General features: G+C 53.6%; 15 protein-coding genes and 1 rRNA gene. 1 reads left to right on the top strand and 15 read right to left on the bottom strand.

What is annotated here, in order from left to right:
* The 13 genes from AC128V_RS02215 to infC form a co-directional block, all read right to left on the bottom strand.
* Nucleotides 1–528, bottom strand: a 16S ribosomal RNA gene (locus AC128V_RS02215); the annotation flags it as partial.
* 497 nt (nt 529–1,025) lie between these two features.
* Nucleotides 1,026–2,303, bottom strand: a complete 1,278-nt coding sequence (gene tyrS / locus AC128V_RS02210) for a tyrosine--tRNA ligase (RefSeq protein WP_482763049.1) — start codon at nt 2,301–2,303, stop codon at nt 1,026–1,028.
* An 18-nt stretch (nt 2,304–2,321) separates the two neighbouring features.
* Nucleotides 2,322–3,719 (bottom strand): argininosuccinate lyase, encoded by a 1,398-nt coding sequence (gene argH, locus AC128V_RS02205; protein WP_482763048.1) that lies wholly within the window; start codon nt 3,717–3,719, stop codon nt 2,322–2,324.
* 30 nt (nt 3,720–3,749) lie between these two features.
* Complete coding sequence (gene argF, locus AC128V_RS02200) at nt 3,750–4,673, bottom strand: ornithine carbamoyltransferase (RefSeq protein ID WP_482763047.1); 924 nt, start codon at nt 4,671–4,673, stop codon at nt 3,750–3,752.
* Nucleotides 4,674–4,681: 8 nt separating this feature from the next.
* The gene (argB, locus tag AC128V_RS02195; protein ID WP_482763046.1) at nt 4,682–5,569 is read right to left on the bottom strand and encodes an acetylglutamate kinase; all 888 of its coding nucleotides are present in this window, start codon (nt 5,567–5,569) and stop codon (nt 4,682–4,684) included.
* The gene (argJ, locus tag AC128V_RS02190) at nt 5,569–6,723 is read right to left on the bottom strand and encodes a bifunctional glutamate N-acetyltransferase/amino-acid acetyltransferase ArgJ (protein WP_482763045.1); all 1,155 of its coding nucleotides are present in this window, start codon (nt 6,721–6,723) and stop codon (nt 5,569–5,571) included. Before argJ ends, argB begins: the two co-directional genes overlap by 1 nt.
* Nucleotides 6,720–7,766 (bottom strand): N-acetyl-gamma-glutamyl-phosphate reductase, encoded by a 1,047-nt coding sequence (gene argC / locus AC128V_RS02185; protein ID WP_482763044.1) that lies wholly within the window; start codon nt 7,764–7,766, stop codon nt 6,720–6,722. Before argC ends, argJ begins: the two co-directional genes overlap by 4 nt.
* Nucleotides 7,767–10,238, bottom strand: coding sequence for a phenylalanine--tRNA ligase subunit beta (gene pheT, locus AC128V_RS02180; protein ID WP_482763043.1), 2,472 nt, complete (start codon nt 10,236–10,238; stop codon nt 7,767–7,769). It abuts the gene before it with no gap.
* The gene (pheS, locus tag AC128V_RS02175; RefSeq protein ID WP_482763050.1) at nt 10,238–11,212 is read right to left on the bottom strand and encodes a phenylalanine--tRNA ligase subunit alpha; all 975 of its coding nucleotides are present in this window, start codon (nt 11,210–11,212) and stop codon (nt 10,238–10,240) included. The genes pheT and pheS overlap by 1 nt, the downstream gene beginning before the upstream one ends.
* 69 nt (nt 11,213–11,281) lie before the next feature.
* Entirely contained in the window at nt 11,282–12,079 is a 798-nt protein-coding gene (locus AC128V_RS02170; protein WP_482763042.1) for a TrmH family RNA methyltransferase, read from the bottom strand.
* A complete protein-coding gene (gene rplT / locus AC128V_RS02165) occupies nt 12,079–12,462 on the bottom strand; it encodes a 50S ribosomal protein L20 (RefSeq protein WP_482763041.1) in 384 nt (127 codons plus the stop codon). The genes AC128V_RS02170 and rplT overlap by 1 nt, the downstream gene beginning before the upstream one ends.
* Before the next feature lie 26 nt (nt 12,463–12,488).
* Complete coding sequence (rpmI, locus tag AC128V_RS02160) at nt 12,489–12,683, bottom strand: 50S ribosomal protein L35 (protein ID WP_213260296.1); 195 nt, start codon at nt 12,681–12,683, stop codon at nt 12,489–12,491.
* Nucleotides 12,684–12,692: 9 nt separating this feature from the next.
* On the bottom strand, nt 12,693–13,307 hold the full coding sequence (infC, locus tag AC128V_RS02155) for a translation initiation factor IF-3 (RefSeq protein ID WP_482763040.1): 615 nt from the start codon (nt 13,305–13,307) through the stop codon (nt 12,693–12,695).
* 146 nt (nt 13,308–13,453) lie between these two features.
* On the opposite strand from infC, the gene AC128V_RS02150 reads away from it, so the two are divergent.
* Complete coding sequence (locus AC128V_RS02150; protein WP_482763039.1) at nt 13,454–13,774, top strand: DUF1844 domain-containing protein; 321 nt, start codon at nt 13,454–13,456, stop codon at nt 13,772–13,774.
* Here the strand turns inward: AC128V_RS02150 and AC128V_RS02145 are convergent.
* Together AC128V_RS02145 and priA are read right to left on the bottom strand one after the other, a co-directional pair.
* Complete coding sequence (locus tag AC128V_RS02145) at nt 13,771–14,511, bottom strand: SseB family protein (protein ID WP_482763038.1); 741 nt, start codon at nt 14,509–14,511, stop codon at nt 13,771–13,773. The two genes, AC128V_RS02150 and AC128V_RS02145, sit on opposite strands and share 4 nt — an antisense overlap.
* On the bottom strand, nt 14,511–15,236 hold the full coding sequence (priA, locus tag AC128V_RS02140; protein WP_482763037.1) for a bifunctional 1-(5-phosphoribosyl)-5-((5-phosphoribosylamino)methylideneamino)imidazole-4-carboxamide isomerase/phosphoribosylanthranilate isomerase PriA: 726 nt from the start codon (nt 15,234–15,236) through the stop codon (nt 14,511–14,513). The genes AC128V_RS02145 and priA overlap by 1 nt, the downstream gene beginning before the upstream one ends.
* Nucleotides 15,237–15,243 lie beyond the last annotated feature (7 nt).

Raw genomic sequence — 15,243 nt, 5'->3', positions numbered from 1 at the left:
CGCTTGCACCCTACGTATTACCGCGGCTGCTGGCACGTAGTTAGCCGGTGCTTTTTCTGCAGGTACCGTCACTTTCGCTTCTTCCCTGCTAAAAGAGGTTTACAACCCGAAGGCCTTCGTCCCTCACGCGGCGTTGCTGCATCAGGCTTTCGCCCATTGTGCAATATTCCCCACTGCTGCCTCCCGTAGGAGTCTGGACCGTGTCTCAGTTCCAGTGTGGCCGGTCACCCTCTCAGGCCGGCTACCCGTCGTCGCCTTGGTGAGCCATTACCTCACCAACTAGCTGATAGGCCGCGAGCTCATCCTTGACCGAAATTCTTTCTTCCCCAGTGGATGCCCACCAAGGAAAATATCCGGTATTAGCTACAGTTTCCCGCAGTTATCCCAGAGTCAAGGGCAGATTGCTCACGTGTTACTCACCCGTTCGCCACTAATCCACCGGAGCAAGCTCCAGCTTCATCGTTCGACTTGCATGTGTTAAGCACGCCGCCAGCGTTCGTCCTGAGCCAGGATCAAACTCTCCGTAAAAATCATTCTGCCTACAAGTTAGGCAAGCTTCTACGAACACCCCGGAAAAGGGGGTGATCAATTTGATTTGGCTTTCGAACTGTCTACTGACAATTCATGTTTTGTATCTTTATCCAAAAGGAATCTCTGCCAGAACCTAAGTTCCAGCCGAGGTTTTTGGCATCGACATTGTGCACGCTGTTGAGTTCTCAAAGATCGGATGCATCTGGCTTTCCCTCGCGGGTCAACTCCAGAGCAACTTTTCAAGTCTACCGATTTGACACACTGTGTCAACCCCTCGTTTCCAAGGAATTTCCACCAGTTATCTCAGCGGGAGACCTAAATCTTAGACGCAAAAATTGCAAGCCACAAGGGCTAGTTTCTGGACTAAGACTGTTGTAACTTGAGCCGGCGATCTCAATCGGATCTTGCCAAACTTTGGACAACTCGCATGAGCTTAGTCACGATTTGGTAAAGCTGTCAAATCGAGGGCAGAAACGGCGTGTTGGGTCAACAAATCAGAAAAAAAGCCCGGCTAACGACTTCTTACCGCGAGCTAAAACAGCCTGATTTCCGTCTAAAACATCATCCAGAACCGCTGTATCGGAATCGATCTTGGTTTTATTGACCGAGACTCCACCCTGTTCAATGGCTCTGCGAGCCTCTGACTTGGACTCACACAGCCCAGTAGCCAAAAGAGCATCAACTACCAAGGAACCCTTCGATACCTCGGCATTTGGCAACTCATCGAGCGCTGAACGCAGAGTCTTTGCATCAAGTGAGCGAATATCTCCCGCTCCGAACAGCGCTATGGCTGCATCCTGGGCCGCCACGGCCTCAGATTGGGAGTGCACCAGCTCTGTCACCTCAAAGGCTAACCGACGTTGGGCCTCGCGCTTGAATGGCTCAGCTTCAACCTGCTGCTGGTACTGCTCTATCTCGGCCCTGGTTAGGAAGGTGAACACCTTTAGGCGATCAATTACATCTGCATCATCGGTGTTGAGCCAGAACTGGTGCATCGCATAGGGGCTAGTAAGTTCGACATCCAACCAAATAGCGTTGCCTTCGCTCTTGCCAAACTTCTTACCGTCAGAGTTGGTAATCAACGGAGTTGCGATGAGGTGAACCGAGGATCCTTCAACTCGGTGAATCAAATCAGTGCCGGAGGTTAGGTTTCCCCACTGGTCACTGCCGCCGGTTTGCAGCACGCAGTTATAGCGGCGGTTTAGCTCCAAGAAATCCAGTCCCTGCAATATCTGATAGCTGAACTCTGTGTAGCTAATGCCGCTGTCTGAATTTAGTCGAGCCGACACAGCATCTTTTGCGAGCATCTTGCCCACACGGTAGTGCTTGCCGACATCTCTCAGGAAATCAAGTGCACTGTAGTTCTGTGTCCAGTCCAGGTTGTTGACCAGACGCGCTTTGTTAGGCCCCTGGTAATCCAAAAAACGCTCGGTCTGGGCTGCCAAGCGGCTGACCCATTCGGAAACCGTCGCCTTGTCATTTAGCGTGCGCTCGGCATTTGGCTTTGGGTCACCAATCAGACCGGTTGCTCCACCAACAAGTGCCAGCGGGTTGTGGCCAGCCAGCTGCAACCGACGCATGGTCAAAAGCTGTACTAGGTTTCCAAGGTGCAAGCTAGGGGCAGTTGGGTCAAAGCCGCAGTAGTAGGTAATCGAGTTTTCCGAAAGCTCTTTCCGCAGTGCTTCCTCGTCAGTTGACAGCGCTACCAGACCACGCCACTTCAGCTCATCCAAAATGTGGCTAAAGGATGAGTCATTGTGCTGTCGGCTCATAGTTTCTGCGCTCGCCAATTACTTCTCCCCCGCTAGCAATTTATTCAAAGTTCCAAGCTGGGTGTCCACCTCGGATAATGAGGTCCCGCCCGCTCCGTTTCTTGAAGAAATAGCGCTCTGAACGTCGATTACCTCACGAACCGTCGGGGTGAGGTCCTTAGAGATTGCCGCGAGCTGAGCATCGGATGGCTCTTGAAGCTGCATGTTGTGCTGCTCGCAGAACTTCACAAGCTCACCGGTGATCTCGTGAGCGTCTCTAAATGGAACGCCTTGTTTGACTAACCACTCCGCGACATCTGTGGCCAGCGAATAGCCCATAGGCGCAAGTGTCTCCAGCCGCTCGGTATTGAAAGTAAGGGTTGCAACCATTCCGGAAAAGGCCGGCAAAACCAATAACAGGTTGTCCACCGAGTCGAAAACCGGCTCTTTGTCCTCTTGCAAATCACGGTTGTAGCTCAGCGGCAAACCCTTGAGGGTTGCCAGCAGCCCAGCGTGATTACCAATCAGCCTGCCGGCTTTGCCCCTGGCAAGCTCCGCAATATCAGGGTTCTTCTTCTGCGGCATGATCGAGGATCCTGTTGAGAAAGCATCGTCCAATTTGACGTACCCGAATTCAAAAGTGGACCAAGCAATAATCTCCTCGGCAAATCTAGAAAGATCAACCGCGATTATCGCTGCGATAAAGCTAAATTCGGCGACCACGTCTCTCGAGGCAGTGGCATCCATGCTGTTCTGAGTGACCCCGGCAAAACCAAGTTCTTGCGCAACCAGATTTGGATCAAGCCCAAGCGTGTTTCCGGCAAGTGCGCCAGAGCCATAGGGCGAAAGGTTTGCCCGCTCACGCCAGTTCTTAAGGCGCTCCAAGTTTCTAACCATCGGCCAGGCGTGTGCTAACAGGTGATGCGACAGCAATACCGGTTGGGCGTGCTGGAAGTGAGTGCGTCCAGGCATTGCAACACCGCGATGTTTGGTTGCCTGCGAAACCAGAGCTGCGAGATAAGCGTGCAGTTGCTTTTCAATCTCGACCGCAGCATCAAGCAGGAAGGATCTAATCAGCGTGGCGATTTGGTCATTGCGCGAGCGACCAGCGCGAATCTTGCCGGCTATTTCTTTGCCTGCGATTTCGATAAGACCACGCTCTAAAGCTGCGTGCACATCTTCTTCCGCGGGTAACGGTGCAAACTCACCGGCCAAAACTCTTTTCAGCAGTTGACCAATTGCGTTCTCCAGAGTTGAAAGTTCGCTAGCGGAAAGATAGCCAGCCTTGTGAAGTGCCTTTATGTGAGCACTGGTTCCGCGCAAGTCATAGGGAGCCAATCGGAAGTCGAAGTGCGTAGAACGAGAAAGGGCTGCCAATGCGTCGTTTGGGCCAGACGCGAAACGTCCACCCCAAAGGGAGTCATTGCTCTGTGCCATCTGTCCTCTTACTTCTTTATCTAGCTAAGTCTAGTTTTGCCTTGAGAGCCAAAGCATTAGGGCCTTCTGAGCGTGCAGGCGATTCTCTGCCTCATCCCAGATTCTTGACTGCGGACCATCAAGCACCTCAGCGGCTACCTCATAGCCGCGATAGGCGGGCAGGCAGTGCAGGAAGATTGCGTTTGAGTTGGCCTTTGCCATAAGTGCTGCATCAACCGTGTAGCCGGCAAACAGCTTCACTCGCTGCTCTTTCTCGTCTTCCATGCCCATAGAAACCCAGGTGTCGGTGGTAACTACATCTGCTGCGGCAACAGCCAAACTTGGATCTTCGAAAACCTCGATTTGCTGACCAAACTGCGTTGCTATTGCCTGAGCCCTTGCTACCACCTCGGCAGCAGGCTGGAAACCAGCTGGAGCGCCAATCGAAACGCTCATACCCGCCAGCGCACTAGCCACGAGATAGCTGTTACCCATGTTGTTGGCAGCATCACCAATGTAGGCAAGCTTGAGCCCTTGGGTCTTGCCAAACTCTTCTCTGATTGTGAGTAGGTCTGCCAAAAGCTGGCAAGGGTGCCAGTCATCGGAAAGCGAATTGATGACAGGAACTTTGGAATTTGCTGCCATCTCCTCAAGCCCTGCTTGGGCATAGGTGCGCCAAATGATTTGCGCTACCTGACGTTCTAGAACTCGAGCGGTATCCGCAACCGATTCCTTTTTGCCCAACTGCGAAGAACCACTATCAATGATCAGCGGCACTCCCCCAAGATCAGCAATGCCTGTTGCGAATGAGACTCGGGTTCGAGTGGAAGTCTTATCAAAGATAACCGCAACGGTCTGTGGACCTGCAAATGGCTTGTGTGCAAAACGATTGGCCTTTAGTTCCAAGGCCAGCTCGAGAATCTCAGCCTGCTCTTGTGGGGTCAGGTCATCATCTTTTAGAAAGTGTCTAGTCACGTCGGTCCTTAGTTGGTCACCTGAGTGCCGACACCGGACTCAGTAAAGATTTCAAGCAGAATGCTGTGGGGTTGCCGGCCGTCAATAATGTGTGCCTTTGGCACACCGCCCTCCACGGCCTCAAGACAAGCCTGCATCTTTGGAATCATGCCAGATTCCAAGGCTGGAATAAGTTCTCGCAATTCGACGGCGGTGATCTCAGATACCAGTGAGTCTAATTTTGGCCAGTTGGCATAGAGCCCAGGGACATCAGTCAACACCATGAGTTTTTCTGCACCGAGGGCTACCGCCAAGGAGGCGGCTGCCAAATCTGCGTTCACATTTAGTAGCTCACCATAAACCGTGGGTGCAACGGTTGAGATCACCGGAATCTTGCCGGCGTCGATGGCCTGCAGCACGCTTCTTGGATTCACGGTGCGGACCTCGCCCACCAAACCTAAATCAACTTCACCATCGGGTGTCGAAGCGGTTACCTTCTCGGCCCGGAATAAGTTGTCATCCTCACCTGAAAGCACCACGGTTTGCGCTCCAGAGGCCTCAATCAACTCCGCAAGCTGTTTGCTCACCTGGTTCCTCAGCACATCGCGAACAACCTTGATGGTTTGCTCGTCGGTGTATCTAAAGCCGTGCCTAAACTCGCTTTGAATGCCGAGCTCCGCAAGACGAGCGGTGATTTGTGGGCCGCCGCCGTGAACCACCACCGGCTTGATACCGACAAATCTTAGGTATGCCATGTCCTGCGCAAAGGCAGTCTGCAAAGCCTCATCGACCATTGCATTTCCGCCAAACTTCACAACCACAATTCGCCCGTGAAACTCGCGCAACCAATCCAAAGACTCAATTAGAGTCTCTGCCTTGATGCGGGCGAGCGCTTGGTCTGGGTTGGCAGGAATCATTAGCTGGAGTATGCGCTGTTCTCTTCGACGTATTCGTGGGTCAAATCATTAGTCACCACGGTTGCGAAATCATCACCGACATTTAGGTTGATGTTGATATCCACCTTGCGAGGGGCTAGGTCAATCAAGCCCCTATCCCCTGCTGGTTGCCCCTGACTTGAGATAAGAACTCCGTTGATGGCGACATCAATGTTGTAGGGATCAAACTCAGCCTTAGTGGTTCCCACCGCTGCAAGAATTCGACCCCAGTTGGGGTCGTTGCCATAGATTGCCGCCTTGAACAAGTTATTGCGAGCTACCGACCTAGCAACCTCAACAGCGTCGTCTTCACTTGCCGCACCTTCCACGGTGATGTGGATGTTGTGCGATGCGCCTTCGGCATCATCGAGCAATTTCAAAGCAAGTTCTTTGCAAACCGAGGTTAGAAGCTCTTGAAATTCAGCTGGCTCGGCCGCAATCCCTGAAGCACCTGAGGCCATCAACGTCACCTGGTCGTTGGTAGACATGCAGCCATCGGAATCTAAACGATCGAAAGAAACTCGGGTGGCAGCTCTCAGCGCTGAATCCAACTCTGCAGGTTCAATTACCGCATCCGTTGTAATTACCACCAGCATGGTTGCAAGTCCCGGAGCAAGCATTCCTGCGCCTTTGGCCATGCCACCGATTCTCCAGCCGCTGGAAGATTCAGCTTCAGCGCGCTTAGCAACCGAATCGGTGGTCATGATGGCCTCACTGGCAGTTACGCCACCATCGTGATTCAAAGAATCAACAGCACTCTTCACGCCGTCCAATAGCTTTTCACGATCGAGCTGCTCGCCAATTAGGCCGGTGGAGCAAACCAATACATCCGAAGCTGAAACCTCCAGGTGATTAGCCACAGCTTCCGCTGTGGCATGAGTGGTTTGAAAACCTTGCGGTCCGGTGTAGCAATTAGCACCGCCGGAGTTCAGAACAATCGCCGAGACCTGCTGATCTTTGATGACCTCTTTGGACCAAAGAATTGGATTTGCCTGACAACGATTAGTTGTAAAGACGGCAGCCGCTAGTCGCAGCGGTCCCTGATTCACGACTACTGCGAGATCCTTCTTGCCTGATGATTTCAGACCACAGGCCACGCCGCTTGCGGCAAAGCCTTGGGCAAAGGTCACGCTCACGGCGCAACTCCATCGATCGGTAGACCTAGTGTTTCGGGTAAGCCAAGTGCAAGGTTCATACTCTGAATTGCGGCTCCAGCAGTTCCCTTCACCAGGTTGTCAATTGCAGACACAATCACAACTCGTTGCGCCGACTCATCAAAACTGAGTGAAATCTGCGCGGTGTTCACTCCTAAAACCGAGGAGGTGTTGGGCTGCTGTCCCTCAGCTAGTACCTGAATAAATACTTCGGAACCGTAAGCCTGTTCGTAGGCAGCAACCAGCTTCGCAAAGCTAAAGCCAGCGCTCACCTTTGCAGTGTTCACTGCCAAAATTCCGCGGGACATTGGAACCAAGACCGGTGTGAAGGAAACCTTCACATCCGCACCCGATGCGTGTGCCAAATTCTGTTCGATTTCTGGCGTGTGGCGGTGGATTCCCCCAACACCATACGCACGAGCCGATCCTTGAACTTCGCTGGCCAGTAGGTCTACTTTCAAACTTCTTCCCGCACCAGAAGTTCCAACTGAAAGAACCGAAACGATGTCCTTTGGTTCAATTAGCCCTGCCGTAAGCGCTGGTGCTAGTGCCAGTGTGATTGCTGTGACATTGCAACCAGGAACCGCTACCCGCTTAACCCCGCGCAGGTTCTCACGCTGGGTTCCACCACTAGCCAAAGTGAGCTCCGGCATTCCGTAAGCCCAAGTGCCAGCATGTGCGGTGCCGTAGAACTTTTCCCAGGCCTTGGAATCCTCAAGCCTGAAGTCTGCACCGCAGTCCAAAACTAGAACGCTTTCCGGGAGGTAGGCGGCTACTTCAGCGCTAGTGGCGTGCGGAAGCGCTAAGAACACAATGTCGTGGCCTGCAAGGCTCTCCTTGCTGGTCTCTACCAAAACCCGATCTTCATAACTTTTGAGGTGAGGATGCAGTGCCAACAGTGGTTGACCGGCATTTGTGTTGGCAGTTACCGCTCCCAGTTCAAGTTCTGGATGCATAGCTATCAGGCGCAGCAATTCGCCACCGACATAACCGCTGGCTCCAGCTACTGCAACGTTGAATACCATCTACGCCCTTAGGGTTGCGCCAAATTGTTGACTTGCCAAAGCCACTGCTGCCTCTTTGGACGAAGTTGCCTCGGCCTGCGTCAAGGTGCGATCTGTTGCCCTAAAGCGCAGGCTGAAGGTAACGGACTTGCTACCTGCTGGAACGTTTTCACCACGGTAATCATCGACTAGCGAAACATCCTCAAGCAACTCTCCAGCGCCCTCACGAATTGCCCGCATCAGGTCTGCGGCCGACACATCAGCACTCACCAGAAGCGAGAGATCTTGGGTGGCAGCTGGCATCACGCGAAGCTCCGCAGCCTGCAGAACTTCTGGAGCGTGAGCGAATAGCGCCTCAAGATTTACCTCGAAAGCCGCTACTCGTCTTGGAAGGTGATACTCGGCAGTTAGTGATGGTGCAACTTCCCCAAGGTGGCCGACGACCTCTCCTGCGACCAAGACCTCTGCGGCCCTACCTGAATGGAATCCCAATGGAGTCGCCTGTCGAATTTCAAACTGAACTCCGGCAGCTCTAGCGATCTGCTCAACAGCCAAAATTGCCTGCGGATAACCCGATTGAACAGCTTGCTGCCCAGGTGCCTGCGGTATCCAATCACCCAGAACTACGCCCGCTAGGTGCCTTGGCTGAACCGGAATTGAAGCATTCAGCTGAGCGAGTTGCTCAGAGCTTGGGCGAACATTACCCACCGGAAGTGAAGTGGTCGGAGCGCCCTGAGCTGGCAAGAACACCGAGCCCTCTTCAACCAAAGCCAGGTCGGTTGTTCCACGAGAAAGGTTTCTGGCAGCCGCTTGCAGCAGTCCTGGAATAAGGCTGTTCCTAAGTTCCGGACTATCCCCCTGCATTGGATTCTCTAACTTGAGCGCAGGGCTGTGTGAGAACTCACGGTTTTGCTGCTCTGAGTAGAACGGGTAGTTCAAGACTTCGGTGAATCCAGCTCCAGCCAAACCAGCTAGGGCTCTGCGACGGAATTGCTGTCTCGGCGTTAGGCCTCGACCCGGAGGTGCAACAGGAATTCTTGAAGGAATCAGGTGGTAACCGGAAAGTCTGGCTACCTCTTCGACCAAATCTGTCTTGTGACGAATATCTGGTCGCCAGCTCGGAGGAGTAACCGTCACAGCGTCGTCGTGAACTTTGAGCTCGCAACCGATCTGGTGCAGAAGATCCAAGATCTGCTGGTTGGCGTAGTCGACTCCAACCAATTGCGACGCAAAAGCAAACGGCAACTCGATCTCGATCTTTGGATTGTCAATCCGGTAACTCGAACCAACTCCATTGAGTTGACCGCCGGCAAGTTCAATCAAAAGTTGCGCTACCCGTGCAGCGGCAATTGGGCCGACCTCTGGGTCAACACCGCGCTCGAAACGCTTGGATGCTTCGGAAGAGAGTTTGTGCCTGCGCGCAGTGCGGGCAATCGAAATTGGATCAAACAAAGCAGCTTCAATCAGCACTTTCTTGGTGGTTGAGCTAACCTCCGAGGAAGCTCCGCCCATAACGCCAGCTAGACCAATCGGTCCCGAGTCATCGCAGATTAAGAGATCTTCGGCGTGCAGAGTTCGGACCTTTTCGTCCAAAGTTTGAAGCTGTTCGCCTGCCTTAGCGCGCCTTACGGTGATGCCACCTGAGAGCTTGTCTTGGTCGTAAGCGTGAATCGGCTGTCCAAGCTCCAACATCACGTAGTTGGTGATATCCACCGCAATAGAAATCGATCGCATGCCGGCAAGCTTCAGACGATTTGCCATCCAGCTTGGAACTGAGGCATCGGCGTTAATTCCAGAGACACCAAGGGTTGTAAAAATCGAAGCGCCTGGAACGCCGTGGATTGGAGCATCTTCCTGGACCTGGACGCTAAAGCCAGTTCCAACCTTTGCCGAAACTTTGGTTGCTGGATCGGTGAACTTTGCTCCAGATGCGTGACTGTATTCGCGCGCTATGCCGCGAATCGAGAGGCAGTAACCGCGATCTGGGGTGACGTTTACCTCAGCGGCAGACTCGTTTAGGCCCAGTAGCTCAAGGGCATCGGTACCGACTTCAGGGTCAAGTCCAAGGGTTGAAAGCCTAAGAATTCCCTCGTGGTCATCGCTAAGTCCAAGCTCTCTGGAGGATGCGATCATTCCGTCGGAAACGTGTCCATAAGTCTTACGGGCCGCAATTTCAAAGCCACCAGGAAGCGCAGCACCTGGCAGAGTGACGACAACCTTGTCGCCTTCGAAGAAGTTTCTTGCACCGCAAACCACGCCGTTGACGACACCGGGTGCAACCTCAACCTGGCACCAGCGAATGGTCTTGCCATTTGATTGCGGTTCTTCAACAAACTCCAAAACCTTGCCCACCACAATTGGGCCACGGATGTCTCCTCCGTGCGAGCCTTCTTCTTCCAGTCCAACCTTGACCAGCTGGGCCATGACATCGTCTGGGGTGGCATGCTCTGGCAGCTCTACAAACTCAGCCAACCAACTCAATGGGACTCTCATCAGATCACCGAGCCAAACTGCTGCGAGAAGCGAGCATCGGCCTCGACCATGTCGTGCATATCACGAACGGCGTTGCGGAACATCAGAGTGCGCTCAATACCCATGCCAAAAGCGAACCCGGTGTAAACCTCAGGGTCGATGCCGGCGGCCAGCAGAACGTTTGGATTCACCATGCCACAGCCGCCCCACTCAACCCAGCGAGCCCCACCTTTTGCACCTGGGTGCCAAACATCCAACTCTGCCGATGGCTCAGTGAATGGGAAGAAGCTTGGGCGCAATCTGATCTTGGCCTCTGGGCCAAACATCACGCGTGCAAAGTGCTCAAGCGTTCCCTTGAGATCTGACATCGTCAAGCCCTTGTCAACCGCAAGGCCCTCTACCTGGTGGAACACCGGGGTGTGGGTAGCGTCCAGCTCATCGGTGCGGAATACCCGACCAGGGCAAAGCACATAGAGCGGCAATTCGCGCTCTAGTAACGAGCGCACCTGCACCGGAGAGGTGTGAGTGCGAAGCAAAAGGTGATTTTCGACCGGGGCTACAAAGAAGGTGTCCTGCATGGCTCGTGCCGGGTGGTCCGGGTGGAAATTCAGTGCATCAAAGTTGAACCACTCGTTTTCAAGCTCTGGTCCATCGGCAATTTCCCAACCCATGCCGATGAATACATCACTGATCGAATCCATCAACAGCGACAGCGGGTGCCTTGCACCCTTGGGAGCAACTCTTGGGTAAGCAGTTATGTCAACGCGCTCCAATTCCAAGGCCTCGGCGTCTGCAACAGCCTGCAGCTCGGATTCTTTTGAGGTGAACGCAGCATTTAGTTCAGCACGGGCCGCGCCAATTAGCTTGCCCGCCTCAGCTTTCTGATCGCCAGGTAGCGCTTTGATCAGGGCGTTTAGTTTGGAAAGTGGCGAATCCTCGCCAACGGCAGCTGCCTTTACGGCTTTTAGGTCTTGAAAACTATTTGCCCTTTCCAAAAGCGCGAGCGAGGAAGCAAGCGCTTGGCTTACCGTTTCGGCTGTTAGTTGTTCAGACACTTTTAAAGTTTAGCGATTGCTTCGCATTTCAAACGCTGAGGCATACAGGCAAACTGAAGCTGCTGTCGCAAGGTTTAGCGATTCTGCAGCTCCAAAGATCGGCAGGGCAACAACCTCATCCGCCATTTCCAGCATTTCGGGTGATACTCCGTGAGCCTCATTACCAAAAATCCAAGCTGTTGGTTTGGACAGCGCCTGACTCATTTCTGTAATCAGCTTTCCGCCTGAACTGGCGGCAAAGACCTGTATTCCAGCCGCCTTTAGGGCGGTCACCAAAGCGGCAGGGTCCTGCTCAACGACGGCCGGCACATGCAAAATGCTTCCGGCGGTGGCACGAACCAACTTGGGGTTGTAGAGATCTACTGAATCAGTGGTGAAAATTACTGCATCAGCGCCTGCGGCGTCCGCGGCACGCAACACGGTGCCACCATTACCGGGATCGCGAGCCTGATCCAAAATTGCAATCAGCTGCGGTCCAGATGCAAGCAACTCTTCAAGGCTGACGTCAAACTGTGAAACAACGGCAACAACACCCTGTGGGGTCTTGGTGTCTGAGAGCTTCTCCATAACCAAATCGGAGACCTCAATGATTGGAACCGAGGCGTCATAGAGCTGGTCAAATAGGTCTTCGTAACGATCTAGAGCTGCAGCGGTCGCAAAGACCTCTTGAGCCAGCTCTGGTTGCTTGCAAAGCTCCTTGAGCCCTTGAGGTCCCTCAAGCAAAAAGAGCCCGGTTTCTAACCGGGCGTCTTTTTGTTGAAGTCGTGCGACACCCTTCACCCTTTCGGATTTGGGGCTGTCTAGCATTAGCTAACCTTGGCCGCGTTTACATCCTTAGGCAGTGCTGCCTTTGCAGATGCAACCAAAGACGCGAAAGCCTTTGGATCGTGAATAGCTAGGTCAGACATGATGCGACGGTCAACCTCGATACCAGCAAGCGCTAGTCCCTGGATAAAGCGGTTGTAGGTCATGCCGTTTAGACGAGCAGCTGCGTTGATGCGCTGGATCCAAAGGCGACGGAAGTTACCCTTGTTCTTTCTGCGGTCGTTGTATGCATAAACCAACGAGTGCAGTAGCTGCTGCTTTGCCATGCGGTACAAACGTGAACGCTGGCCGCGGTAACCGTGAGCGCGCTCAAGCGCAACACGGCGCTTCTTCAGCGAGTTGACGGCGTTTTTTACTCTTGCCATTTTCTACTCCTATTTCTAAGCGTCGGCTAGCGGCCGAGCTGTCTCTTTAGCTTCTTGAAATCTGCTGGGGACACTACCTGGTCCTGGTTTAGACGACGGGTGCGTCTTGACGACTTGTGCTCCAGGTTGTGGCGCATGTTGATCTGCTGCTTCATCAGCTTGCCGCTGCCGGTAAAGCGGAAACGCTTCTTGGCGCCCGAGTGGGTCTTCATTTTCGGCATGATCTCTCCTTAGTTCTCTTGTGTTGCTTCGGCCTGTGCAGGCTTAGCTTGGGCCTTTTTAGCTTCGGCCCTTGCCTCTGCTTTGTTCTTCAACGGCCCGATGACCATGACCATGTTGCGGCCATCAATCGAAGGGTTCGACTCCACGGCTCCGAATTCGGTTACTTCATCCGCTAGTTTGCGAAGCAAGTTCACACCCATCTCTGGACGTGACTGCTCGCGACCACGGAAGACAACCATCACCTTCACCTTGTCGCCGGACTTGAGGAATTTGCGAACCTGTCCAACCTTGGTGTTGTAGTCGTGATCGTCGATCTTTAGACCGAAACGAACCGTCTTCAGCACGGTGTTGACCTGGTTCTTTCTAGCTTCGCGAACCTTCTGAGCGGCTTCGTACTTGAACTTGCCGTAATCCATTACCTTGCAAACTGGAGGGTTGGCTTCCGGTGCTACCTCGACTAGGTCTAGGTCTGCCTCACGGGCCATACTCAATGCTTGCTCAATAGGGACAACGCCAACCTGTTCACCTGCAGGTCCGATTAGTCGAACCTCGGTGACACGAATACGCTCATTAATGCGCGGATCGCTGATAACTAGCTCCTTAGGTACCGTTTTGACTCGCACGATATGCGCGCAAAAGTCTCAAACGCTCAAACCCGGATACCTTTAGTAGCGGTAGACAGGTGGGAATGTAATCCACTTTCACTGAGCTAATAGCCCAGAGCCTCAGGTAGCCTAGCAGAACAAAACCCATTTTCGAAAGAGGAATTTTGTCCGAAGAGCTCACCAGAGACATTGCCGAAGTCCCGGCGGTAGAAATCATCAACACTGCCGCTGTGCACCTGATGAGTGCGGCTGCCGTGCAGTGCGGCCTGGCCGAAGATGCCCCGGCTGACCTCGATGAGGCAAGAAAGCTGATTACCGCGCTGGCGGGACTGATTACCGCAGCCGCGCCAGAGATTGGCGATCACCACGCAAGACCGCTTCGCGATGGTTTGCGTTCGCTTCAGCTTGCTTTTAGGGAAGCCTCGGCTTTCCCGGATGAACCAGGCAAAGGCCCTGGTGAAAAGTACACCGGTCCGGTGAACTAACCGGCCACCAATTTGACGGTGAAGGAGTCCACCAGCTGCAAAAACTCTTGGGTTTGCAATTTGGCTCCAAACTGCGTCAACACTTGTTCCAATTGCTGCTGAGATAACCCCGCAACCAATTTGATTTCAAGCCCCAATTCAGGCTTGAGCAGCCTCGCTGCTGGGTCACCATCAAAAGCTCGCACCGACTGAATTTCAAAATGCTGTGCCGAAGCCTTTTGGATCATTTGCAAAACCAAATCATTTTGGTCCGGAGTGATCCAGCTGAGCCCCTGTGCCAAGGCGGCGAGCGCCGGCCTGCGAATGGCGATGGCTGAGCTTGCCGGGTTGAGAATTACTCGCTCGTGACCCTCACTTATTGCAGCGATTGCGAGCTTTGCTGCCTCGACCGGGACCGGTCTTGCGGTTGAATTCCAAGCCGTCATCTCCGCAACCGAGCTAAACGCCGGTATCGCAGTTTTCCCATCGGGCGTGCTGACTGCAACTATCGCTAACTCCGCACTTTTATCAACCAGTTCACCGTGCGCACCGATGCCACTTTCCCCAAGTTCTGCAAGTAAGGGAATCAGCAAGCGAGATTGCGACAGCGCTGCAAACAAGGCTTGCTTATCTAACTGTCCATCAAGTACATCGGCCAGAGCCTGCGGAGTCGAGCCGTCGTCTTGCGACCAGCTGTTTTGCGAGAATTCTCGACCTTCCCAAGGAACGCCGGCAGAATCGTGAAATTTATCGTGCATTAGCTGTTGGCGATTGCGAGGGCTTCTTGCAAACTAAAGCGGCCTGCGTAGAGCGACTTGCCTAAAATCGCCCCCTCTAACCCAAGCGGAACAAGTTCCTGGAGGTCTTTGATGTCCTGGAGAGAAGAGATGCCACCGGATGCCACCACCGGCTTGTTGGTGAACTGCATAACCTGCTTCAAAAGTTCCAGGTTTGGCCCACGAAGTGTGCCGTCCTTGGTGACATCTGTAACGACATAGCGTGAGCAGCCCGCATCTTCTAGCCTTGCCAGCACCTCGAACAGATCGCCGCCCTCTTGAGTCCATCCCCTAGCAGCCAGTGTTGTTCCTCTGACATCCAGACCAACAGCGATCTGATCTCCGTACTTCGCAATCACGCTCTCGGTCCACTCTGGATTCTCAAGGGCTGCGGTACCTAGGTTGACGCGGGTCGCACCCAGTTCCAATGCAGCCGCAAGCGAAGCATCATCGCGGATACCTCCGGAAAGTTCGATTTTGGTGCTGCCGGCTTGACCAACAACCTCCGCAATGACAGCACGGTTGTCTCCCCTACCAAATGCGGCATCCAGATCGACCAAATGAATCCACTCTGCCCCAGCGCTGATCCAATCCTGGGCCGCGGCAAGTGGGTGACCGAAGTCTTCCTCGCTACCAGCCTCGCCTTGAGTTAGGCGGACGGCCTTCCCACTGGCAACATCAACCGCTGGCAATAGTTCGAGCTTCATGTTTCTC

The organism is Aquiluna sp. (genome assembly GCF_965064355.1).
This window is presented reverse-complemented; position numbering and strand designations above follow the sequence as displayed.

Bases quoted from the DNA above. Each gene is read 5' to 3' on its own strand.
- tyrS (WP_482763049.1), bottom strand. From the start codon at position 2,303: ATGAGCCGACAGCACAATGACTCATCCTTTAGCCACATTTTGGATGAG.
- argH (WP_482763048.1), bottom strand. From the start codon at position 3,719: ATGGCACAGAGCAATGACTCCCTTTGGGGTGGACGTTTCGCGTCTGGC.
- argB (WP_482763046.1), bottom strand. From the start codon at position 5,569: ATGATTCCTGCCAACCCAGACCAAGCGCTCGCCCGCATCAAGGCAGAG.
- argC (WP_482763044.1), bottom strand. From the start codon at position 7,766: ATGGTATTCAACGTTGCAGTAGCTGGAGCCAGCGGTTATGTCGGTGGC.
- pheT (WP_482763043.1), bottom strand. From the start codon at position 10,238: ATGAGAGTCCCATTGAGTTGGTTGGCTGAGTTTGTAGAGCTGCCAGAG.
- AC128V_RS02170 (WP_482763042.1), bottom strand. From the start codon at position 12,079: ATGCTAGACAGCCCCAAATCCGAAAGGGTGAAGGGTGTCGCACGACTT.
- rplT (WP_482763041.1), bottom strand. From the start codon at position 12,462: ATGGCAAGAGTAAAAAACGCCGTCAACTCGCTGAAGAAGCGCCGTGTT.
- rpmI (WP_213260296.1), bottom strand. From the start codon at position 12,683: ATGCCGAAAATGAAGACCCACTCGGGCGCCAAGAAGCGTTTCCGCTTT.
- AC128V_RS02145 (WP_482763038.1), bottom strand. From the start codon at position 14,511: ATGCACGATAAATTTCACGATTCTGCCGGCGTTCCTTGGGAAGGTCGA.
- priA (WP_482763037.1), bottom strand. From the start codon at position 15,236: ATGAAGCTCGAACTATTGCCAGCGGTTGATGTTGCCAGTGGGAAGGCC.